Source organism: Nocardia rosealba (assembly GCF_020216065.1).
GTDB lineage: Bacteria > Actinomycetota > Actinomycetes > Mycobacteriales > Mycobacteriaceae > Nocardia > Nocardia rosealba.
Genome location: NZ_JAIWNA010000002.1, coordinates 654,170 through 675,866, shown reverse-complemented (window position 1 = coordinate 675,866; position 21,697 = coordinate 654,170). Strand labels below are relative to the sequence as shown.

Here is a 21,697-nt window from a genome sequence, read left to right as displayed (position 1 = left end):
CGCGTGGCAATCTCCGGCGGAACTACCGGACAGGTCAGCGCGGTGCGGGGCACTGACCTTCGTAGCGGCTGAGGCCGAGGCCGTTGCTGGATTTGCTGCGGCCGACGGGGCCGTTCTTGGCGGCGCGGACCCAGGTGCCCGCAGTGTCGAGGACGGGCATGCGTTCGCTGAAAGCCCGGCTGTACCTGGTGGTTCCGTCGACGGTGAGGATGCCGTCGCGGACGTCGATGTGGGCGACGGTCGCCCAGAAGGAGTTCTTGCCGTTGCCGATGACGACGGTGATCTGATCCGCGTCGGGACCGGGCAGTCCGTCGGGCCCGGGGCGGCCGTAGCGCACCCGGACACGCGGGCGGCCGAAGGTATCGATGGCACCGGCACCGTTGTCGACGGACTGGTACACGTTGAGCAGCAGGTCACCGTTCTCGGTGGGACGGACGACCACCTGTTCGGTGGCGGGCAGGCCACCGGCCCCGGGGCCCCGGCTGTCGCCCTGGTGGTGGATGTGCGGCCAGATGTTCAGATCGCCCTGGTGCCCCTTCTCACCGCTGACCACGACATAGTCACCGGTGAGTTCGTTGCGGCAGAAGAAGTACACATCCAGGTCGCCGGTGCCGAACTCGGTCGGCTTGCCGTTGCTGTCGTATTTCGCGCCGCGCCCGTCCCATTCGAGGCCGACGGTGAGCACATGGCCCGCACCGCCTTTGCGGAGATCGATGGTGGCCCGCTTGTCCGGCGAATCCTTGGTGAGCACCACATCGACTTTGCGCAGATCGATGGTCGGGTTGTGCTGCGCCGCAACAGGTTGCGGTGAGGTGAGCGCAGGCGCGGAATCCTCCACCGCCTCCTCGTCGACCGTTATTCCGTGCTCGGTCGCGAAGGCCGCGAGACCCGCGCTGTAGCCCTGGCCGATCGCGTCCAGCCGCCACCCGCTCCCCCGCCGGTACAGTGCGACCGCCTGCAGGACGGTCTCGGAATCGAGCCCGGCTGGCGTGAAGCTCAGCGCCTGCCCGCTACCGTTCACCGACACCCGCAGCCCCGCCACCTCACCGAACCGGATACCCTGCGCCTCGGTACTTCCCGCGATGACCACCCGGTGGATCTCGGCCGGAATCGTCGAAAGGTCGACGGAGACAACGGCATCCGATTCGAGCTGGACACCGGGAGCGGACGGGTTGTTGAAGAAGACGAAGTCGGCGTCGGAGCGCACCTTCCCGTCGGCGGTCACCAGGACTGCGGACACGTCGACCGCACCCGCGGGGCCGTCGAGATCCAGGCGAACGGTGTAGCGTCCGTCGGTGAGATCGGTCTTCGATCCCTTCGCCACTTCGACCATCGTCGCACTCATGACGTCCGCTCCTCCACTCGCCGGTCGTCGCCGTCGACGGCGAACAGTCCAACCGTACCGGTCCGCGGCTCCGCGCTGTCCGTTTCACCAGCGACCCCGACCTCGGCGTTGGCTCCGGTCACAAGATGTCACCGCATCGCTGGCAGGCGCGCGGTCGCTGACGTTCACTGATCGATATGGACGTCCGTGAGCTCATCGACCGCAAGTCGGGTCGCCGGGTCTCGGTGGTTGTCCCCGCCCTGGACGACGAGGACACCGTGGCCGGGGTCGTGGCGTCGGTGCGACCACTGCTCGGTGGGCTGATCGACGAACTGATCGTGCTCGACGCCGGCTCGACCGATCACACCGTCGCCCGGGCGAGGGCGGCGGGCGCGGCCGCCTACACCCTCGAGGAGGCGATGCCGGGAGTGCCGCCCAGGCCCGGCAAAGGCGAGGTGGTGTGGCGCTCGCTCGCGGTGGCGACCGGCGATCTGCTGGTCTACCTCGACGCCGACCTCGTGGCACCCGATCCGCTGTTTGTGCCCGCCCTGCTGACCCCCCTGCTCACCGAACCCGGCATCGCGCTGGTGAAGGGCTTCTACCGGCGGCCGATCACCACCGGTGCCCAACTGGACGCCGACGGCGGCGGCCGCGTCACCCAACTGGTCGCGCGACCGCTGCTCACCGCGCTGGCACCTGCACTGGCCGAGATAGTGCAACCCCTGGGCGGCGAATACGCCGTCACCCGGGCCTTCCTCGGCGATGTGCCCCTCGCGGGTGGATACGGCGCCGAGATCGGGATCCTGCTCGACTGCTGGCAACGCCACGGTCTGTCCGCCATCGCCCAGGTCGACCTCGGCATCCGTGTGCACCGCAACCGCCCGACCCACGAACTGGCGGTGATGAGCCGTCAGGTGGTCGCCACCCTCCTCGACCGCCTCGGTATCCGCGACTCCGGCATCGGCCTGGTCCAGTTCCTGCCGAGCGAAACCGGCTGGCGCCGAACACCTTCGGAGGTCAGCCTGGTCGACCGCCCGCCCATGCGACGGGTCGTCACCGCGCACCGCGAGATCGCCTGAGCCCGGACACACCTGTGCCCCGGTCGACGAACCGACCGGGGCACGGGCGATTACGCCGCGACCAACCCGAAGTCGAGCTTCACCAGCTGATCGGCACAGTCGAAGTACCGGTCGTCGTGGGTGATCACGATGACGGTCTTCCCGCGCCGTTTCAGGTCGGTGAGGATCTCGCGGTAGAACACCTCACGGAACCTCGGTTCCTGATCGGCGGCCCACTCGTCGAACACGTAGATCTGCCGGTCCTCGAGCAGCGCGGTGAGCAGCGCCAGGCGTTTGCGCTGCCCCTGCGACAGGTCGACGGTCGACAGGCGCCCGCCCTCCACACTCACCTTGTGCGCGATCTGCAGCTCCTCGAGATACCGCCGCACCTCGGCGTCGATCCCCGGCCGGTCGAAGCCCAGGTAGTCCTCGAACAGATGGAAATCGGTGAACACCGCCGACGAGTTCTGCCGGAACCATTCGATGTTGTCGTGGTCGATCCTCTCCCCGTTGAGCGACAACGACCCCGTGCGCGGCACATACAGACCGGTGATGATCTTGGCCAGCGTCGACTTCCCGCTGCCGTTACCGCCGACGACGAAGGTGATCTGGCCCGGCTCGAAGACCAGGTCGATCGGCCCGAGCCGGAACCCGCCCTCACCGGACTCGTCGAGCTCGGGCGGCGGACCCAAGGGCACCGGACGCACATCGGTGGCGCCGTGGTCGACCCAGTTCTTACCGTTCACATCGGGACCGGCCGAGGGCCGCGCTCCCGGATGCGCCGGATGCGGACCACCGGGATGCCCGTTGCCCCCGCGCGGCGGAACACCGGGACGCGGCGGATGCGCCGGCATCCCGCCCGGGTGTGTGCCGGGCGGTGGTGGCACCGGCGACGGCGCCTCGGAGCGGTACACGTAGGTCACGTCCGACAGTTCGAGCTTGGCCTGTCCCACCGGCGGACGCTCGACGTAGGGCAGTTCGTCCTCGTTGTGCATCGTCGTCATCGACAGGTTCATCGCCCGGATCTTGGCCAGCGCCACGTCACCGCGCAGCAGATCGGGAATGCGGTGCATGAAGTTCTGCATCGGCATCGCCAGGAACGTGGTCACCAGCACGTACCCGAACATCGTCTCGCGCGGCAGGTCGAGCGCCGCGGCGAGGACGAACAGGATCAGGGCCATCGTCGCCAGCTGCAACGCCTGACCGAAACCCTGTGCGTAGGAGAACTTCGACCCGGCGTCGGTGTTCTGGTCGCGCAGGGTGCCCGCCGAACCGAGCAGATGCCGGTCCATGAAGTCGCGGCGGCGGCCACGGTGCAGCTTGAGTTCCTTGATGCCGAGCGTGACGGCCTGGAAGGAGCGCAGCAGCGCGTCCTCGTTCTCCCGAGCCTCACGGTAGATCCCGCGCACCCGCTTGAGAACCATTTCGACACAGGCGATCCCGACGAGGGTACCGGCCACGGTGACCGCGAAGATCGGTCCCGACACCACTGCCAGGAACACGAAGCAACCCACGATGGTCGCCACGTCGACGCAGATCGCCGGAATGGCGGTGACCGCCTGCGACAGCGAACGCACGTCCTCGGTGAGCGTCGCCATCAGGCGATGCATGCCGAGCCGTTCCAGATGTTCCAGTGGAGCGGCGACGATCCCGGAGCTCAGATCGCTGCGCAACCGATAGATGGCATCCTGCGACAGCCGGATCAACAGCACCTGCGACAGCACGCCGCTGACCAGGATCACCAGGCCGGTCAGCACGAATCGGGCGATCAGGTCGTCCGGGGGCGGTTTCGGCGAGACCGCCGCGTTGATCAACGTCACCAGATAGGTGTTGGCGACGCCGCAGATCAGGCCCGCGACCACCACGGCCGCGATCCTGGCCGGCGACAGCGCGGCGAGAAAACGGAGCAATTGCATGATGGACTCTCAGCTGCGGATGACATCGAACACGATGCCCTCGAGGGTGACACCGGGCGCGAACGAGAACGCTACCCCGGTGGAAATCGGTGCCGCCGAATCGGATTCGCGGATCATGCGTTCGAGCACGAAGATCAGCGACACACTCAGCATGTTGCCGTGCTCGGCGAGCACCGCCCAGCTCGGCGCGGCCGACTCCGGCGCGATACCCAACGACCGGGCCGACTCCTCGATGATGCGCGGACCGCCGGGGTGGATCGCCCACAGCTCGACATCGGCCTTGCCGAGACCGTTGCGCGCCAGCACCTGCGTCACCACCGGGTCGACGCCGCGGTAGATGTAGTCGGGCAGGCTCGCCGCGAGCTCGCAGGTGATGCCCGCGTCCTTCACCCCGAGCACGATGCCGTCCTCGGCGTCGTCGAAGAGGTGGCTGAAGCTGTCGCGGATCACGACACTGCCGGGCGCCAGCGGCTGATGCACCTGATTGGCGCCGATCACCACCGCACCGCACCCGTCGCCGAAGAGGCTGTGGGTGATCACGTCGTTGACGTCGTCGTCGAAAACCGCGTTGACCGAACTCAATTCGATGCACAGCACCATCGACTTCTTGTCCGGATGGGCTCGCACGAAGTCGACGGCGGTCCGGATGCCGTTCATCGCGGCGGCGCAGCCCATGAAGTTCACGATCATCCGGTTGACCGTCGGCGAGAGGCCGAGTTCCTTGACGACCGCGACGTCCACACCCGGGGCGATGAATCCGGTGCTGGTCACGAAGATCAGCTGACCGATGTCCTCGGCCGGGTTCGCCAAGCCGGCCACGGCGCGGCGCGCCACGTCGACCGCCAGCGGGGCCGCGTGCTCGAAGAAAAGATTCATCCGCTCCCGGATGGTGCCGGGGCGCCTGCTGAACTCGAGGAAATCGGGAGCGAGTGGATCGATCGCCAGATGTCGGGTGTCGATCCTGGTCTTCTCGTAGATCCGTGGAATGCGCTGCCGCTGAACGGGATCGGAGAACAGTTCCGCCACGCGTCCGGCGTTGACGGCCTGCTCGATCACTCGCCGCGGCGAGCCCGTCGCCACGGCCTCGATCACACCGACGGTGGTGGGCGGCGTCGGAGGTAGCAGATCGTGCCCGCGATCGACGTCGGCCGTCTTCAGCGGACCGTGTGGTCGACGCACACCTTCATCAATGGAAACAGACACGGGCACAATTCCTTTCGAGACAGAGAAGACGTGGCAGCGGCCGGGTCAGACGGTTCCGATGCCGGTGAAGCCCTGCACCGTGTAGGTGACGCAGGTCTTCAGCGCTGTGGGTGCGCAGTGTTCACGCACCAGTCCCCACCGGTTCTGCTTGGCCTCGTCCGAGGGCGCGAGCAGATAGGTCCGGCACAGCTTGGGAAGTCGATCACCGAAGAAGCTCTTCGCGGGCAGCCACTGCACCCCGAATTTCGCGGCTTCCTCACGCACCACGTCCTCGGTGGCGATATTGGCGAAACCGCTGCGCTGGAACGGAAGAACGTGATGGACGCGGTGCGAGCTCAAGCCCGCCGACAGGAAGCAGTCGACGTACTTGTTGCCCACCACGGTCAGGTCGTAGGCCTGTTCGAGCTGGTTGACACCCCAGTCCTCGGTCTCGGTGTGCAGTTCCTCGGTCGGCACCTCGAAGTCGTGGCTCGCGACCACCATGAAGGTGCTGATCCACAGGGTGATCACGAATTGCAGTGTCCAGGCGAGCAGGTCGCCCGCGATGGCGAAGGCCACGAACTCGGCGACCAGCAGGAACCGCATGCCGAACGACCCGATGAAGTGCGGCAGCGCACCACGCCAGGTGCCGTACATGTCCTTGATGCCCACCTTGCGGGTGAGCCGGCAGACATCGAGCAGGCGAATGATCATGCCCGTCAACAGATGCCCGAATTTGTGCACGGTGTGGATCGGCACCCGGTACAGGCGCGGGACCTGCATCATCATGGTGAAGACGTTCTTCTTGATGTCGACTTCACTCTGGGTGTGCGGGTGGTGCAGCAGGGCGTGGCCGTCGGCGGTGACGAAAGACAGTGCGACATAGTTCATGTCGAAGGCGTTCACCGCGTACTTGTTCCAGCCCTTCTGCGCGCGGTGGATCGCGTAGTGGCCGAAGCCGGCCAGCGAACTGCGCAGCAGCACCATCGCGATCACGAAGACCGGCAACGGCATCCAGCTGGTGTCGTAGAGCCGCAGGCCCTGCACCGCGATGTAGGCGAAGATCAGGAACGCGACGACGATGTCGAACGCGCGGTCCATGCGCTTCAACCGCGCGGCCAGCTCCGGTTCCTTGATCCGGGCCTTCACCGCGTGCAGCAGGTCGTTCTTGTCGTCGAACTTGTACTTCGGGGTGTCGTCCCAGCTGTTGAAGCCCTCTTTGAAGAGGAAGTCCGGGGCGTTGTTCTTCGGATGGATATCCTCGGGCGTGGCATTACGATTGAGGCTGTAACGCTCGATCATTCGCGCGATTTTTTCCGGATCACGATGGTAGGAACCGATGATCGAGGTGATGTCGCGGTTTTTCGTGCGGCCGATGAAGAATTCACCGCCCGGATGCTTGGAGATCCACTCGCTCAGGTCGTAGGCTTTGCCGTTATACACCCACACGTTGTTGACGGGCGGTCGCCCTCCGGGGCCGGGTGGTGGCGGGAGCTCGCGCTCCTGTTCATCAGGTCGATCATCGATCGTCATCAGTGCTTCCTTCGTGTCCGAACGGCGGTCGATGCGTGTGCCTGCCGACCAGCGTCCCGACACGTATAGTCCTTGCGGCGCCTTGCATCTCGCTGAAAGTTCTCTTATCGAGTGACCCAACGACACACCGGTCCGGGTCGGCGGAGCGGCACGGTGTGCCGGATTCCGCGATCCCGGACCGGTGTGGGCTGTCGGGTGCGTGTGCGGGTGAGGATCAGCCCGCGGGCTTGACGATGTTCACCGGCTTGGCCCAGTTCGACAGGCCGACGGTGACCTCGCCCTGGTCCTTCTTCACCACGGCGCGAACGAGATTGGGGCCCTCACCGGTGGAGGCGGCCTCCGACGGCTTGGTCGAATCCGAGGCGGGCGGGGCGACGTCCTGGATCCACACGGTGATCGGCATGGTTCCGGCGTTCTGGCCGACGCGGGGCACGATCGGGTCGATCACCGCGGCGTCGATGGTGCCGCTGACCTTGACGGTGTTGATGCCGTCGATGACCTCGCGGGCCTCGGCCTTGGGGTTCTGGATGTTGGCGATCACGTTCGCGATGCCCTTGTCCTTGTCCAGGATGACGCCCGGATCGTAGACCTTCTCGGCCGGACCGGCGGGCACGTAGCGACCGCTCACCTCGGTGTAGAGAACCTTGTCCACCACAAGGAATTTCGCCTCGGTGAACGGGTCCTCGGGCTTGATCTTGACCTTCGCCTCACCCATCGCGGCGCCCGTGCCCTGGGTCTCGTTGGTGACGTCGGCCGAGACGGTTTCCACCGGCAGGTCGGGCAGGTTCTTGACGTCGATGTTCAGGTGGACGGTGCGCAGGGTCTGGGTGGTCTTGGCCGACTCCTTCACGATCTGCGCACCGTCGGGCAGAGCGCCGGTCGGCGGAGCCGCGGTGGTGGTCGAGTCGTCGGTCGAGCAGCCGGTGACGAGGGCGGCGCACAGTGCGGCGGCCGCGACGACCGCGGTCACGGCGGACCGGCGACGCGGGGTGCGGTGCGGTGTGATGTCGATCAAGGTTCATCCCCTGGAGATGGTCGTAATTCGCTTGGTGAGGCAGCCGAAGCTGCCGTCGCCTGCGACATACTAAGCAGACCATCGGACATCTCGCGCTCCCCCGCGGTGATCGTACCCGAGGATTGCATTTTCGTGAGTTATCTAGTTGTGCTAACGATTTCGGGCTCGAACAGCTTCGCTGGAGTCCCAGGCGGAACGCGAATGCCCTGCGGGCTGTTACCGATCAGTTCTCGGCAGAGGTGAGGTGTCGGCGACGGTTTGCTTTCGCTCGCCGGACCCGACGCGACGTGGCATCATCTTCGGCCGGATGCCGCGAGGCGAATCACCGGACCGCTTCCGCCGCGACGCCGCGAGGTCGATGACATCGGCCTCATGTGCGGGGCTGCCGTCGCTCGAATGCTGCGGGTCGGTGTCGGCCGACCACGTCCCGGTCTCGGCTTGCAATTCCGCACGGGTGACCGGGCGGGTGGGCGCGGGGTCGTAGACGGGCGGCGAGTACCAGGGCCGACGGCGCGGATCGTTGACATCCTGCGGACTTTGTCGCGGCCGTCTGGGCAGCCGGACGACTTTCGCCGCCTCGCGTTCGCTCGAACCGGAGTTGCCCTCGGTGCCCTTCACATCTTCCTACTTCCGACGCAGCCGCTCGCCCGCGGCACATCGCCCGCATCCCTCACCGGCGACGCCCCGAGCCTACCTCGTCACGATGGCAAGCTCGCGCTCGCGTCTCGCACAAGGCACGTGTTTCCGCACGTCGGCGCATTACCCCGCACAGCTCGCCCTTTTGCGTGTCGAGCCGACGCGCGCGTTCCCCTCCTGCACCGCCAGCAGCAGGGACAGTGTCGCCTCCGATTCCGTGTCCGCCGGCGTGAAGACCTGAATCAAGGGTCCGTCGATGCCCGGCAGCGACTACCTGGGCAGCCGACAGCCCCGAGGATTGTCAGCCCGCTTGGGCGTGTGCTTGCCCCACCAATGCGACGAGTTCCTTTGCTGTTAGGTCGTTCCCCGCGATCGTGTGACGTGAACTCGAGTTATGTGCGGTGCCGTCCGAGTCGTAGACCACTCCACCGCTCTCGCGCACGATGACCGCACCTGCGGCGATGTCCCACGGATTGTTCGACAGAATGACGCATCCGTCCGTGCTGCCGTCGGCCACACAGGCGAGGTCGAAGGCAGCCGATCCGAACATCCTGATCCGCTCGGCGCGAGCGGCCAGCAGCGCCGTCAGCGAAAGTCGTGGACGGTTCCTCTGGGCCGCATCCTGCCCTACGGCATAGTCGCCGATCGAAATGATCGATTTTGAGAGTCGTGATGACGTCCCGACGTGGATACGTTCATCATTCCGATAGGCGCCCATTCCGGAAGCTGCATAGTATTCGCGATGAAACGTAGGCATGCTGATAACGCCGATCATCGGCTCATGGTTTTCGAACAGTGCAAGCGATACGCCGAAGAGTGGTATTCCGTGAATATAGTTAGAGGTTCCGTCTATCGGATCGAGAGCCCAGAAAGAGCTCTCGCCCAAACGGTGGTGTTGATGGTCACCCTCTTCACCGAGGAATGCTATGTGCGGAGCTTCCACGGCGAGAAACCGGCGAATATGTTCCTGTATCGCTACGTCCACATCTGTAACAAAGTCGCGGTCACCTTTCGACGAAACCGAACCCACCTTTTTCGACTCGAGAATCGATACACCGCCGGAGACTGCACGGCGTGCGATATCAAGCAGTGACTCCCTGGTTGTACTCAATTTCGGGTTCCGTTCCCTTTCTCCACATTTCCTCAAATACTGTTGCGAAAGTCTGGAAGGTTCCTTCGACTGCCCTTCTTTTGGACACAAATGTAGGCGATTCAAGGCCGCGAGCGAAAGGCAGGTATGGCTGCATCACGCATATTTCCGAGTCGATAATACACAAATTGAAGCGTACCGGTGCATCGTACACGCGGATTTCAATCCTACCGCCCGTCTCGGTTGTCCGGCTGGACCGAACTCGCTGCAACATATGAATGTTGAGTCTCGTCAGATGCACCAACGCACCTGACGCATGGCCTTCCTCATGTTCTCTTTCGGTGATATTCGACCCGTCCGGGTCGAGGAGCAAGCAGCGTATCGTGGTTCCATCCCGCATCATTCGTCGCACTTCGCTATCCGAACACTGTTGACAAAGGATGTTCAAGGAAAGGCCGGCGAGATCGATCGTTCGGGCTTCACGGAACAGCTCTTGCGGTGGAATCGCTTTCAAGAAGTCGGCGCGTCGCGTGAAGACGCTCTCGATGTCAGAGATTTGGCCGGTGCTGGAACTGGATGGTGGTGCGGCCGTCATCTTATGTGGGGACAGATCGGTCCCCTCCGTGTAACCAGAGAACAACTCTTCGATGCTCCACCCGGGAAACATCTCCTGAAGTACTCGACAATGATGCGGGTACGGCAGGGTCGAAATATTTCCCGACAGCCATCGGTAGAATTGCGCCTTCTTCGGTCCAGCACCGATGGCAGATGAGTCGATCTTCGAGGCTGCTGCGTCGTACTCGCGGTTGAATGCGGAAACCGTCTGGATGTGTCGTTGCTGAAGCAAAGCCTTGAGCACTGTCCCCACGCTATACCCCTCGTCATCCTGCGGCGGTTTGCGCTGATCGTAGCGGAGATGAGCCATAGAAGAAACCAGATTATACAAGCAAGGATGCAGATAAGACAGCGCAGGCGTCGACACCATACCGACCGGGCCGACAAAGTTGACACCGAGTTAGCGCCAACTACCGAAGTCATATGACCGACATCCCGGCTGCTAGCCGAATCTGAACGACACATCGGCCGCAAGGAGGACACGTATGCAGCAGCTCACCAACATCGGTCGCACTGACCTTATACCTGAATTTTTCAGGCGCTTCCGGCACCGATATGGACCGATGACTGACACTCTCGAAACTGATGTTCTCGCTTTGCTTCAGCCGGGCGGGATGTTGACTGCCGACACGATCGCTCACAATCTGAACGCACCGAAGTGGCGTGTCGTCCGCGTACTGAACACCTTGCGGGACAAAGGGGACGCCTTCCGCAACCAGCGCGGGGAGTGGCAGATTTCGGCCGGGAAACGCCGCCCAGAACGGCAGGTGATCCGATGAGCGGCCTCGCTCCGCCAACTCCCACGCGTCAGCCGGCTGTGGCCGACCTTGTGGCGTTGCTCGAGGCGATGCGGGAAGCCGGATGGGTCGCTACAGCACCGAGCCCGATCGAGGGCGCCATGCCAACCGGGGCGATCACCCGGCCCACTGACGCACCGAGTGGTCGCTCATTAACCAAATGCACTCTGCCCATTCGTCATTCGTTGAAACACCCCGCGCGCGATGCGAGTTCTATCGGCGCGTGTGCTCGCTGCCGACCGTGGTCGACCCCGAGACGGGTCGGATAACGATGCGAGCCGGAATGGTCGGCGCAGTGATGATGCCTGCCGATTTGGCACGACGAGTGAAAACCGCACTCGATATCCGTGGGGTCACACCGTTGCCGATCATCGGCCACCCCCGGGCTGGAATGTGGACATTCCTCGTGCGATCGGATATCCGACCTACCAGCGACCCCACCGAGGTCGCCCGGCTTTGGACCGCGCGCGTGGTCGTGATCCGTGAAGGTGACATCGCCTTGCCTTCCCCGGTTCCGGACGCACTGGTGGTCCGTACATGGATCTCACCGGCTATCAGCGCCTTCCGGCCGTCCGGAGCGGTTGTGATCGAATGCGCTCGTGCGTGCCTACCCGGGCGGCGGCACCCCCGATGAACACCGGCGGCAGGTCGCCACACCCTCATGAGCCCGATATCAGGCTTACGGTCCAGTTCGCCAGTGTACGAATAGCTTTCGTGGCTTGCCTGACCGCCGCCTTCGTGTTTGTTCAAGACATCGCCGTCCGCCGGTCTTGCACCGTCGCTGTCGACTCCGGCCGCTGCACCGGACTTCCGCGGCTTCCGAACGAACGCTTGTATCTACTGCCCTGACCTGCACGACCGCACCGAAACACCGACCGATCGAATGGCCTTCGCGCCGCCCCGGTGAGACCACATGACACTCACCCGGCCTGGCAGCACGAAGGCGGCCCCGGAATCGACCCCCGGTAATGCCGCAATCTCCGGGGCCCAAAACTTGCCGACCGCGCAGGAGGAAGCAACAACAAGTGAGCACCACAGACCGCCCACAGCGCGTCATGTGGGACCAGTCCAGTCCCAACAGCGCTCGCGTTCACTCCGCCTTGCTCGGCGGTAAGGACTACTACCCCGCCGATGACGTGATCGCCGAAAAACTTGCGGGCAACAAGATCACGCCCGCGATCACCGAATCCCGCCGATTCGCCCGCCGCGCCGTCACCCATCTCCTGAACCACCACCGGGTCACCCAGTTCGCCGAACTCGGGTGCGGGTTCCCACACACCCCGAATATCCACGACATCGCAGAAGATCACACCAGCAGCGCGCGCACGCTCTACATCGACAACGATCAGCTCGCGGCCAACCACGCCCGCGCCCTGATGGCGGGGCACCACGCCCGCACCGCCGAAGTCGACCTCACCGACACCACCGCCGTAGTCGAGGCCATTGCTACAACCTTCGACATGTCGGCACCGATAGCGTTGATACTGTCCGGCACTGCCGAACTCATCGATGACGCACCGTCGATGATCGCGGCGTTGACCCACGCGCTACCGGCCCCGACCTGGCTGGTGCTCACCCACATCACCGCCGACGTTTTCGGCCACGACATCACATCGGCCGCGCGGGCCCTGCGCGCAGCCGGGATCGCTTACCACCCACGCACGCATGACGACATCGCGTCGATGCTCACCTGCTACCACCTACACACACCAGGGTTGGTCGCCCCGCACCGGTGGCGACCCGAATCAATCGGATCGGACCGCTACGGTCACGCCACCGAACCACTCCACCCCGAAGCGTGGGACCTCAGCGCTTTCGCCGCCATCGGACAGCGGTGTCGGGCATGAGCCGACCCTCGTGAACGCGCGGGTCGCGGCAATAGCGGATGGTTCGACGTGCTACGTGCCGCTGCAGCGCCGCCTAACCTACGACGAATACGGTGTGCGCTCGGCGGCTCCGTGCGCCGTCAGCGATGGTCCGAGGACTGCGCTGCGTGTATCGCGGCTGCGACGGATGAAGCATGGAGATCAACCACCACATCTTTGCCGTCGCGGCGGCCACGTTCAGAGACTGCCAACCCGATCAGTGCCAGCTCCGCAGCGCGGTCGCGTAAAGCGTATTGGTCGGGGGTTTCCTCCCCGATCTCACCGCTTTCGTCTCGATTCCAGGCGGCCACGGCTGCCTCGGCCAACTCGAGGGGCAAACGAACGGAGACCGGCTGAACCCGAGGGGCGATCCATTCGCCAATAGCGGCAAGCACTTTCGAATCGTCGAGGTACCTGGTGTTCGGCTCTTGCCCGGTCATGAATGGGAGCGTATGCAGCTGATCTACAGCGTGTCCAACTTATCCTTTATCCGCCACCACCTCGGGCGATGTCGGCCCAAGCTCGCACATCGGCAACGACCGAATCCACCGCAGCCACGGCTCTGGCCCGGCCACACGTCGTCATAGGTTGACTGCGTCCGTCTCTGTGCGAGGCGATGGCCGCCGACGGGGGCGCTCCCGCAGCCAAGGTGCGACTACATCGGTTTCGGCAGCTGCGTCACCGCAGTGCGTGATGGTCTTTGCCGTGCCCCCAAGACTTGGGGCGGTCTCGAGTCCATGCGCTGCGGTATCTTCCATGCGATCGCCGCACCCTGGTCGGCGCGCAGAGGAAGCACGCCACATGTTCAACAAATCCCTTGCGGCCGCGGCGCTCTCGGTGAGCGCCGCTGCCGTTCTTGCGGCACCGCCCGCCACCGCCGACCCGGTCAACTGGGGCGCCATTTCCCTCAGCGTGTGGGGCAACGTCTACGCGTTTTCGATCAACCACCCGACGGAAGCCGACGCCATCCAAGCCGCCGACCGAGCGTGCAAGGGTCAAGGCATCATCGACTGCCGGATGATGGTGACGTTCGCGAACGGCTGCGGTGCAGTCGTGACGAGTCCGCTCGCGATCGTCGCCGGGTTCCCGATCGTGGGCTTCGGTAAGGGGGCGACCCCGGGAGAGGCATACGCAGACGCCACCCGCAACCTCCCCACCGGCACCGGAAGCGTCGGCTCGTTCGATCGCGAACATGCCTGCACCCAACCTTGATCCAGTTCCAGCACGGTCCTCGGCAAGAGCGATACTCGTGCGCTGGGGTGCTGTAGCGGTGTGAACCGGCCTGGGCGTGCACTATTCGCTCCAACGACGGGGAACCCCTCGAATCAGCCGAAAGTGCACACCCAGACCGGGTCCACTCCTGGCCGCTACGAACAGCGCGGCACGCGGCATGAGCGGATATTCCGCAAGCCTCAACGGTCAAGGCAACGCCTACTGCGGCGGATGCCCGTCGCCTCTCTCTAGCTGATCCGATTGGTATCGGGCTGCGCGAAGCGGGCGATGGCGCGGGCAACCGCCTCACCCATGGTGGGGCTGCCAGTGTGGCCGGAGTCGTCGATGACGTGCAGGCGGGCGTCCGGCCAGACTTTCGCGAGCTCCCACGCAGTTTCGAGTGGGGCGCTGAGATCGAGGCGGCCGTGGATCAGTTCGCCGGGGATTCCGGCCAGCCGCCCGGCCTCGCGCAGCAGCACGCCTTCCTCGAGCCACGCCGCGTGCGCGAAGTAGTGCGTGCAGATCCGGACGAAGGCGAGCATGGCGGTGTCCGGTTTGGCGCTGTACTGCCCGGGGCTTCCCGTGGATTCGTGCGCTATCACCGCGTCCTCCCAGCGACACCACTCGATCGCGGCGCTGCGGCGCACTCCCGGGTCCGGGTGTTCCAGTAGTTGCCGGTAGCCTTCGACCAGATCACCGTCGCCGGACAGCGCGGCCCGGAATCGCTCCCACTCGGCGGGTAGCAGCCGTGCGACACCCAGGTACAGCCAGTCGATTTCGCGGCGGCGGGTACTGGTGACGCCGACCAGCACGATTCCGGTGACCCGCTGCGGGTACCGCTGCGCGTAGGCGAGGATGAGCGTTGAACCCCAGGACCCGCCATACAGCAGCCAGCGGTCGATACTGAGGTGGATGCGCAGCCGTTCCATATCGGCGATCAGGTGCTCGGTGGTGTTCACCGCCATGTCGGTGCCCGGGTCGGCGGCGCTCGGAATGCTCCGTCCGCAACCGCGCTGATCGAACTGCACGATCCGAAAGGCGTTCGGATCGAACGCCTTCCGCGATCGCGGGCTGCTCCCGCTGCCCGGCCCGCCGTGCACCACCAGCGCCGGCCGCCCAGCGGGGTTGCCGCTGGCACACCAGTACACCTGGTTTCCGTCGCCGACCTCGAGCATCCCGTCGGCATACGGCTCGATGGGGGGAAAGGAGGTCGCCACGTTGCCGAGGTTAACTGCAGGGCGGCGGGATCGGGCAGGGGGCTGACGGTTGGCGACGCGTTGAAAGTCCAGACGGACGTCCTGGTTGCTGGTGAGGACGACGAAGTCCGAACTGGAGGAGCGTAGCTGCCCTCCGAGAAACGCCTGATAGAAGCGAGCAAATCGCGCGGGTCTGAGCAATCTACGGTGACGGCGAAAAGCCGTGCGGTAATGGCCGCTTCGACCTTCTTCCATCCGCGTAGCCAGGCAGCCATCCCAAAGGCGCCTCTGCGAGTTATCGGGCTACGACTCGGTTTCAGTCGCACGCAAATCGGCAATACGGTGCGTTGCCTAGCCGCGAAATGCCCACGGCCCGTTTCTCTTCGGCCGTAGCATGTGGTCGGTTCACTCAGTACGCCCAGCGGCATGTGCGTGCGGCGACATGTCGCAGCGGGCTGTGGCGATGCGCAACAGAGCCGCTATCCCACTCGCGCTGTGTCCATCCGCTCTAGATGACTGGGGACTGACCGGGATCAGACATCGCCCCCTAGCCGCCTGCTGGTACCTCCACACATCTGCATTACAGAATGCTTAGACGGGCACGGTGATAGCGATGTGGGCGCAGACGCAGACAGACCATCCGCAGTCCCCGCTTCGAGGAGCTGCTGCGATCCCCGGACATGCAAGCTGGCATCCTTCGCCTGCTCGATATCTATTGCGAAGCAGCCCAACTCGACATCGACCGGACCCGTCGTTGGACACAGTTCGGCGCGGTCCGGGAGGCAATGTGGGGCCGTCGACACGGCGACCCCGACTGGTTGATTCAAGCCACCGACCATCTCGCTGAGGTGCTTATCTGACTCCGAGCCAGCGCACCCGGATATCCGCTCATCGGCAGATGCGGACGTTCGAGACCGCCACAGCCAGCGGCATGGCGGGCGTTCGATATCACTCGAACTGAATTAGTTCGACAAAAACTCACCGACCAAGCGGCGAAGTTCAAGAGCCTGAGCTCCGTTCAGCTGATTTGCCATGGCATCCGCTCGCTGGGCTACGCGCCGTGCCCTGTCCAGCAGTCCGACGTGGTCCGACCAGTAGTCACGGCGAAGCCGCAGCGTGGCAACCAACAGGTCTCCCGGGTAGAAATCGCCCTCCGACAGCGGATTCTCCTCCAGCAGGTCGAGTATCCGAGGCAGGATCGCGACAGTTCCGACGCTCTGTGACACCATAATTCGTAGGTCTTCAATGCTCAGTTCCACGACTGGAACTCGACGCAATTGGTGGACTCTTCGGATCACGTAGGTGGCATCTGGTGCTGGCTCAGGCCAAGCCTCACCCTCGGTTTGTTCTACCGATTGTTGGTCCGACGGGTTGGCAGCCATGCGGACCACCGTATCCAACTCGAGCGCTTCTGCATTCTGCGCTGGTCATCGGCGCTATTGGTCGTTTGGTGGCCGCACGCCCATTCGGCATGTCAGGACATTCTCGACCGTGTCATCGCCTGGCCTCCCGGAGCGGAACTCGCATCGCCGGCAGGCCGTCGCGCAGCCAACGCCGTTCTGGATGCCGCTGGCGCCACCGCCTCACGTGCTGCAGTACCCCGATGGCCGCCCCTGCGGTCTTCGAACCACTCGAGCGCGTCGTATGCCGACCGCTATCGGGCAGGCCTACCCCACCTGCTCGACGGGTGAAACGACAAGCAGTATCAAGTCCCATCCATTCCCACGCAGCGTACTGGTGTGAATTCGAGAGCACTGCCGTGATCGCATTCGACCTCGCAATCAACGAGTACGGCCTGCTGAGAGCGCCTACGGGTCCGGGGCAGCTGCCCACGGTGAGAGCCTCCATCGAGCGCCAATCTGCGGGCCGGGGCACGCCGAACAACATAGGGGCCTGTTGGGTCAAATGAGCTGGCGGGCCCTGATCGGATACGGGTGGTAGTCGAGGAGCGCGCAGTGAGTCGCTCGGTCCTCGACGCTCGACTTCGCCGGCCGGCAGTGCCGCCGGACATAAGGTCCACAAAACGCACGATATCGCCGCCTCGTTCGGCGATGTGCGCCGGTGATAGCCATCTGCATCGAGTACTGGCCGAAAATCGTTGCGGGACCGACCTCGTGGAGGCGTTATGAGCACAGCTCTGATCATCGTCGACGTACAGAACGACTTCTGTGAGGGCGGCTCGGTGCCCGTCACGGGCGGAACCGCGCTGGCCGAAAGGATCAGCGAATATCTACACGCCAGCGAATATGCCGCGATCACCGCTACTCGCGACTACCACATCGACCCCGGCCCACACTTCTCCGACAACCCCGACTTCGTCGACTCGTGGCCGCCACACTGCCGGATCGACACGCCAGGCGCAGAGTTCCATCCGAACCTGGACACTGCGCCGATCGACGAGGTCTTCTTCAAAGGCGCCTACGCCGCCGCCTACTCCGGATTCCAGGGCACCACCGAGGACGGGACAGCCCTGGCGGACTGGTTGCGCGCCAAGGGTATAGACACCGTCGACGTCTGTGGCATCGCCACCGACCACTGTGTTCGCGCCACCGCCGCGGACGCTCGCACCGCCGGGTTCAACACCCGCGTACTGGTAAACCTGTCCGCAGGTGTTTCCCCCGCAGGCATCGAACGGGCCCTGGACGAACTCCGCGCCGCAGGCGTGGAAATCGTCGCAAGCACCGACAATTGACCGACGGTTCGCTGGGTCGTCCCGTCGTCACCCCTGGGTCCGGAAGACGCCGTAGTAAGTGTCGCGTGGTGCGATTCTTCGGCGGCGGCGTCCCGCCCAGGGGATGTCCGGAGTGGAGCGGCGTCGAGCTTTTGTGAACGGCCCGCAACTAGCGACGTCCCGAACGCCAGCATCTGCCGAAACGGCTACTTCGTGAGGTGAAAGACTTCCGCAGTGGACATGCGTAGAGTGCAGTCTCGTGCCGAGCGGTTGAGCGGGTACCGCCGCGTTCTGGAAACCCGGCACCCCGACACCCCGCCGGATAGGTTGCGCGAGCTTGCTGTCGACACGGTTCGGCCGGTGCGCCTGTGGACCGCACGAAATCCGAACACTCCACCGGATGCCCTGGCTCTCTTAGTGATTGATCAGGACGAACACGTTCGGTGGAATGCGATCCTCAACCCTGGCGTGCCGACCGACGCGCTGCGCCCTGCTGCGGAGCTCGAGGCCAGAATGCATGGAGATGCATCCTTTTTGTTCCGCGAGCGGGTTGCTCATCACCCGAATGTCAGCGATGAATTGGGTGCCGAGTTGATCGAGGCCGGAACGTGCCGTCGCCCTCGGGGGTGTCCGAAGCCGTGGTTCTACCGCAACTTCTTCGAAACCGCCCGAACCTGAGCATTGATCGCGGACCAGAGGCAGCGCGCCCGACCAGACTTCCAGGACTCCTCCAGATCAGCGACCGCCATACAACACACCCGGAAGCGCACGGGCGAACTTGCGTTGCAACCGGCGAAGTGTACGAACAGTCTCCTCGTCCCGGAGCCCGGTGGTGATCGACCACTCCACACCAGAACCGAAAACATCGCTCGCGAAGACGAACTCGGTCGCCAACAATGCGCGCCGCCAATCTCGCGCACTCAGCACTTCTCTCGCCTCCAACGCCAAACGCAATCGCCGCTCCTGTTCGAGTAGGTCGGCCACGCTTTCGAAGTCCATCGCGATCGCTAGATTCTCACTGCAGTTCGCCGGGCCGGACCACTCTCCTAGACCCCACCACAGCAGTCGGCGCTCGTCGGTCGATAGTTCAATCTCTACAAGGTCATCTGGTTCCACCGGTTAAGGGTGAACTACCTGCACCGGAACGGCCAAAACGCACGATAATCGGCATGTGCGTACGTTCGCCTTGCGCGATCATGGCAAGAGGCGCTACATCTCGCGTGTGGTTGCCGGTCAGGTCAGGACAGGCGGCACGTCGCGACGGATCACCCGAAGCTGAGCTGCTGCGATCACTCCTGGAAAGTAGTAATGGCCCTCCGGTGACAACACAAGATCATCGGTCCGGATTCCGCGGACTTCCCACACGTCCACGGGTCCTCCGGTGTTGTTCATGCGTACGAACCAGTCACACTCGAAGTCGTTGAGCGCAAGGAAGCAGCCAGCCTGCTCGGGTCGGTGGCTTCCGGCAATCCCCCGCGCTGCGCCCATACGCCGCCAGTCCAAACCGAATCTCGCGATGGAGGCGCGGTTCAAGACTGACGTCACGTGATAAGACGGCGGCACTCGCCGACCATAGCAACCGCCAGCCGGGCGTTGATCACCGCGACAAACACTGCACCTGCCGATTACGGGCAAGCCTTCTGGTGGATCGCTGCCGCCAGGGTCGTCGTCGCGGTCGTCGTGATGGCCGGTACCAGCGCATCACGACCAAGACGCGTAGGCGGTCAGTCCGGTCTGAGCAACCCCTGGAGCACTCGGCGCAGCACGAGTTCGAACATGTCATCCGGTGGGTCTCCGTCGCGGCCCGATTCCTCGAGTGCTGCCGCGAGAAACCGGTGGCCGCCCTGCTCGGCGGTCTTGTGGAGATAGGCCGCCTGGGAGATGCGCCGCGACCGGTCCGCGGTCCGGTCACCCACCTCGGCGCGAGCGAACTGTTGTGCGAGTGCGTTCAACACCGCGATTACCTGTAGTTTCACCGGCCCCGGCACGTCGATGCCCGACATGGCCCGCAGCGCGCACTCGAGGTAGGCGATCCCGCGTGGTCCCACCCGCAAGGACTCGACAGGGATGTCCAGTAGCCACGGATAGCTGACGTGGGCGGTCTTCGCGCGGACCGCCAAGGCTATGAGGTCGTCGATCACCGCACCACTGGGTGTCATGTCGAGATCGATCTGACCGGCAGCGAAATCGACCATGAGGTCGAGTACATCGTCACGACCCGACACGTAGCGGTACAGCGCCGACTGGCTCACGCCGAGCTTCTCGGCGATCCGACGAGTGGAGACAGCGGCCAGACCACCCTGGTCGGCCAGTTCGATCGCGGCGGCCGTGAGATCGTCCCGGCTGTGCGCCGGGGCCGGCCCGCGCCTGCCTTCCGCGCGTTCCCACACCGTCGGCGTCACTTTCGCGGACTGCGCCACTCGCTGTACCCCTATCGCCCGGTGTCCGTCATGTCCTATCTTAAACTGTGTTCACCGATCACAGTTTGGGAGGTTCGAGATGTCACCCGATGCGAAATGGGGACCGCGACGATGGGCGCACAACGGAGCGGTACGCCTGGCGTTCGACGAGTTCATGCCACACGCAGGCGGAGAACCGTTGCTTATCGCCACCGGGCTTGGCGCGAACCGGCACTGGCTTCCCGACGGGTTCTGCGCGCAATTGGCCGAATTCGGTTTCGCTGTAGCGCGATACGACCAGCGTGACGGCGGTGAATCGACACATCTGCCACCCACGGCAGTGCGGAACCCGATCACCGCGCTGCTGGCCCGGCGCGGTTCGGCCTACACCGCCGAAGATATGGCCGACGATGCCGTGGCGGTGCTCGACGAACTGGGCTGGAGTTCGGCGCATGTGCTCGGTGTCTCCCTCGGTGGTGCGGTCGCCCAGCGGGTCGCCCTTCGACACCCCGCCCGCGTACACACCCTCACCTCGGTCGGTGCCATCCCAGGGGATGTCATCGGACTGCGCGCACTGCGCTACATCCGGCTGGGCACGCTCGCGAAGTTCGCCCGGGTGAAGTTTCCCGACACCCGAGTGGGCGCGACCGACGCGGGCGTCACGGTGGCGAAACTCCTCGCCTCTCCCCGTCACGAATTCGACGAGGCGGCCGTGCGCACTCGACTGGAACACAATCCCGACAGCGGCATTCACGACCAGGAGGCACAGAGCCGGCAGATCGGGGCCCAGTGGAGCGGGCGGGCGATCACCGAGATCACCCGGCCGACCCTGGTCGTGCACGGCGAAGACGATCCGCTGATCAAAACCAACGCCGCTCATGCCATCGCGTCCCGGATTCCCGGCTCTCGGCTGCTCCTTCTTCCCCGAGTCGGACACGACCTACCCGAACACGCATGGAAATCACTGGCAGCGGCAATCCGCGAACTCGCGGATATCAACGCCTGACCACTCTGCCGCACAGAATGCCGAACCACATTCCTGGCGGCACTCGCGGCCACCATCATCGTTTCCGGAACGAGCATTGCTGGCAGAGAACGGTACCGGCGTTCCCGACGTCAATCTCCGACTGCCTTCCAGCGCGAACAGGCTGAAAACCGGGGCCTCCTCCAGCGGCTCCGGAAGGTAGC

At 64.5% G+C, this 21,697-nt stretch carries 20 protein-coding genes; 7 read left to right on the top strand and 13 right to left on the bottom strand.

Annotation, left to right across the window (positions count from 1 at the left end):
- Positions 1-34 precede the first annotated feature (34 nt).
- Positions 35-1,345: a TerD family protein gene (locus LDL21_RS10020; protein WP_225279757.1), complete on the bottom strand. Its 1,311-nt coding sequence runs from the start codon at positions 1,343-1,345 to the stop codon at positions 35-37.
- A gap of 176 nt (positions 1,346-1,521) precedes the next feature.
- Between LDL21_RS10020 and LDL21_RS10015 the strand changes: the two genes are divergently transcribed.
- Positions 1,522-2,403 (top strand): glucosyl-3-phosphoglycerate synthase, encoded by an 882-nt coding sequence (locus LDL21_RS10015; RefSeq protein ID WP_181697088.1) that lies wholly within the window; start codon positions 1,522-1,524, stop codon positions 2,401-2,403.
- A gap of 50 nt (positions 2,404-2,453) precedes the next feature.
- Here the strand turns inward: LDL21_RS10015 and LDL21_RS10010 are convergent, their stop codons facing one another.
- The 7 genes from LDL21_RS10010 to LDL21_RS09980 form a co-directional block, all read right to left on the bottom strand.
- Positions 2,454-4,298 carry an ATP-binding cassette domain-containing protein gene (locus LDL21_RS10010; RefSeq protein WP_225279756.1) on the bottom strand — a complete coding sequence of 615 codons (1,845 nt, stop codon included), beginning with the start codon at positions 4,296-4,298 and terminating at the stop codon, positions 2,454-2,456.
- A 9-nt stretch (positions 4,299-4,307) separates the two neighbouring features.
- Positions 4,308-5,501, bottom strand: coding sequence for a type III polyketide synthase (locus LDL21_RS10005; protein ID WP_372462161.1), 1,194 nt, complete (start codon positions 5,499-5,501; stop codon positions 4,308-4,310).
- A 45-nt stretch (positions 5,502-5,546) separates the two neighbouring features.
- Positions 5,547-7,013 carry a fatty acid desaturase gene (locus LDL21_RS10000; protein WP_225279755.1) on the bottom strand — a complete coding sequence of 489 codons (1,467 nt, stop codon included), beginning with the start codon at positions 7,011-7,013 and terminating at the stop codon, positions 5,547-5,549.
- A gap of 214 nt (positions 7,014-7,227) precedes the next feature.
- Entirely contained in the window at positions 7,228-8,019 is a 792-nt protein-coding gene (locus LDL21_RS09995) for an LppX_LprAFG lipoprotein (protein WP_225280331.1), read from the bottom strand.
- Between the two features lie 225 nt (positions 8,020-8,244).
- Positions 8,245-8,646, bottom strand: a complete 402-nt coding sequence (locus LDL21_RS09990) for a hypothetical protein (RefSeq protein ID WP_225279754.1) — start codon at positions 8,644-8,646, stop codon at positions 8,245-8,247.
- 319 nt (positions 8,647-8,965) lie between these two features.
- A complete protein-coding gene (locus LDL21_RS09985; RefSeq protein ID WP_225279753.1) occupies positions 8,966-9,775 on the bottom strand; it encodes an inositol monophosphatase family protein in 810 nt (269 codons plus the stop codon).
- A complete protein-coding gene (locus tag LDL21_RS09980) occupies positions 9,747-10,679 on the bottom strand; it encodes a DUF5919 domain-containing protein (RefSeq protein ID WP_225279752.1) in 933 nt (310 codons plus the stop codon). Before LDL21_RS09980 ends, LDL21_RS09985 begins: the two co-directional genes overlap by 29 nt.
- Positions 10,680-10,854: 175 nt before the next feature.
- Between LDL21_RS09980 and LDL21_RS09975 the strand changes: the two genes are divergently transcribed.
- The gene (locus LDL21_RS09975; protein ID WP_225279751.1) at positions 10,855-11,148 is read left to right on the top strand and encodes a hypothetical protein; all 294 of its coding nucleotides are present in this window, start codon (positions 10,855-10,857) and stop codon (positions 11,146-11,148) included.
- 1,043 nt (positions 11,149-12,191) lie between these two features.
- Complete coding sequence (locus tag LDL21_RS09970) at positions 12,192-13,013, top strand: SAM-dependent methyltransferase (RefSeq protein ID WP_225279750.1); 822 nt, start codon at positions 12,192-12,194, stop codon at positions 13,011-13,013.
- Between the two features lie 119 nt (positions 13,014-13,132).
- On the opposite strand, the gene LDL21_RS09965 is transcribed toward LDL21_RS09970, so the two are convergent.
- Positions 13,133-13,471, bottom strand: coding sequence for a hypothetical protein (locus tag LDL21_RS09965; RefSeq protein ID WP_225279749.1), 339 nt, complete (start codon positions 13,469-13,471; stop codon positions 13,133-13,135).
- Between the two features lie 361 nt (positions 13,472-13,832).
- On the opposite strand from LDL21_RS09965, the gene LDL21_RS09960 reads away from it, so the two are divergent.
- Positions 13,833-14,243: a DUF4189 domain-containing protein gene (locus LDL21_RS09960; protein WP_225279748.1), complete on the top strand. Its 411-nt coding sequence runs from the start codon at positions 13,833-13,835 to the stop codon at positions 14,241-14,243.
- A 248-nt stretch (positions 14,244-14,491) separates the two neighbouring features.
- Here the strand turns inward: LDL21_RS09960 and pip are convergent, their stop codons facing one another.
- Together pip and LDL21_RS09950 are read right to left on the bottom strand one after the other, a co-directional pair.
- Positions 14,492-15,460, bottom strand: coding sequence for a prolyl aminopeptidase (gene pip, locus LDL21_RS09955; protein ID WP_225279747.1), 969 nt, complete (start codon positions 15,458-15,460; stop codon positions 14,492-14,494).
- A 941-nt stretch (positions 15,461-16,401) separates the two neighbouring features.
- Positions 16,402-16,821, bottom strand: coding sequence for a contact-dependent growth inhibition system immunity protein (locus LDL21_RS09950; protein WP_225279746.1), 420 nt, complete (start codon positions 16,819-16,821; stop codon positions 16,402-16,404).
- Positions 16,822-17,564: 743 nt separating this feature from the next.
- Here LDL21_RS09950 and LDL21_RS09945 point away from each other — a divergent pair.
- Positions 17,565-18,131 (top strand): isochorismatase family protein, encoded by a 567-nt coding sequence (locus LDL21_RS09945; RefSeq protein ID WP_225279745.1) that lies wholly within the window; start codon positions 17,565-17,567, stop codon positions 18,129-18,131.
- A gap of 228 nt (positions 18,132-18,359) precedes the next feature.
- Positions 18,360-18,788, top strand: coding sequence for a hypothetical protein (locus tag LDL21_RS09940; RefSeq protein WP_225279744.1), 429 nt, complete (start codon positions 18,360-18,362; stop codon positions 18,786-18,788).
- Between the two features lie 57 nt (positions 18,789-18,845).
- Here LDL21_RS09940 and LDL21_RS09935 read toward each other — a convergent pair whose 3' ends face one another.
- Together LDL21_RS09935 and LDL21_RS30020 are read right to left on the bottom strand one after the other, a co-directional pair.
- Entirely contained in the window at positions 18,846-19,226 is a 381-nt protein-coding gene (locus tag LDL21_RS09935) for a hypothetical protein (RefSeq protein WP_225279743.1), read from the bottom strand.
- 608 nt (positions 19,227-19,834) lie between these two features.
- Positions 19,835-20,530, bottom strand: a complete 696-nt coding sequence (locus LDL21_RS30020) for a TetR/AcrR family transcriptional regulator (protein WP_225279742.1) — start codon at positions 20,528-20,530, stop codon at positions 19,835-19,837.
- A gap of 79 nt (positions 20,531-20,609) precedes the next feature.
- Between LDL21_RS30020 and LDL21_RS09925 the strand changes: the two genes are divergently transcribed.
- A complete protein-coding gene (locus LDL21_RS09925) occupies positions 20,610-21,515 on the top strand; it encodes an alpha/beta fold hydrolase (protein ID WP_225279741.1) in 906 nt (301 codons plus the stop codon).
- Positions 21,516-21,697: the final 182 nt, after the last annotated feature.

What these genes read in the sequence shown, in the direction of transcription:
- LDL21_RS10015 (WP_181697088.1), top strand. Translation starts at nt 1,522, where the DNA reads ATGGACGTCCGTGAGCTCATCGACCGCAAGTCGGGTCGCCGGGTCTCG.
- LDL21_RS10010 (WP_225279756.1), bottom strand. Translation starts at nt 4,298, where the DNA reads ATGCAATTGCTCCGTTTTCTCGCCGCGCTGTCGCCGGCCAGGATCGCG.
- LDL21_RS10000 (WP_225279755.1), bottom strand. Translation starts at nt 7,013, where the DNA reads ATGACGATCGATGATCGACCTGATGAACAGGAGCGCGAGCTCCCGCCA.
- LDL21_RS09925 (WP_225279741.1), top strand. Translation starts at nt 20,610, where the DNA reads ATGTCACCCGATGCGAAATGGGGACCGCGACGATGGGCGCACAACGGA.
- LDL21_RS09975 (WP_225279751.1), top strand. Translation starts at nt 10,855, where the DNA reads ATGCAGCAGCTCACCAACATCGGTCGCACTGACCTTATACCTGAATTT.
- LDL21_RS09980 (WP_225279752.1), bottom strand. Translation starts at nt 10,679, where the DNA reads ATGGCTCATCTCCGCTACGATCAGCGCAAACCGCCGCAGGATGACGAG.
- LDL21_RS09965 (WP_225279749.1), bottom strand. Translation starts at nt 13,471, where the DNA reads ATGACCGGGCAAGAGCCGAACACCAGGTACCTCGACGATTCGAAAGTG.
- LDL21_RS09950 (WP_225279746.1), bottom strand. Translation starts at nt 16,821, where the DNA reads ATGGCTGCCAACCCGTCGGACCAACAATCGGTAGAACAAACCGAGGGT.
- LDL21_RS09960 (WP_225279748.1), top strand. Translation starts at nt 13,833, where the DNA reads ATGTTCAACAAATCCCTTGCGGCCGCGGCGCTCTCGGTGAGCGCCGCT.
- LDL21_RS09945 (WP_225279745.1), top strand. Translation starts at nt 17,565, where the DNA reads ATGAGCACAGCTCTGATCATCGTCGACGTACAGAACGACTTCTGTGAG.
- LDL21_RS10020 (WP_225279757.1), bottom strand. Translation starts at nt 1,345, where the DNA reads ATGAGTGCGACGATGGTCGAAGTGGCGAAGGGATCGAAGACCGATCTC.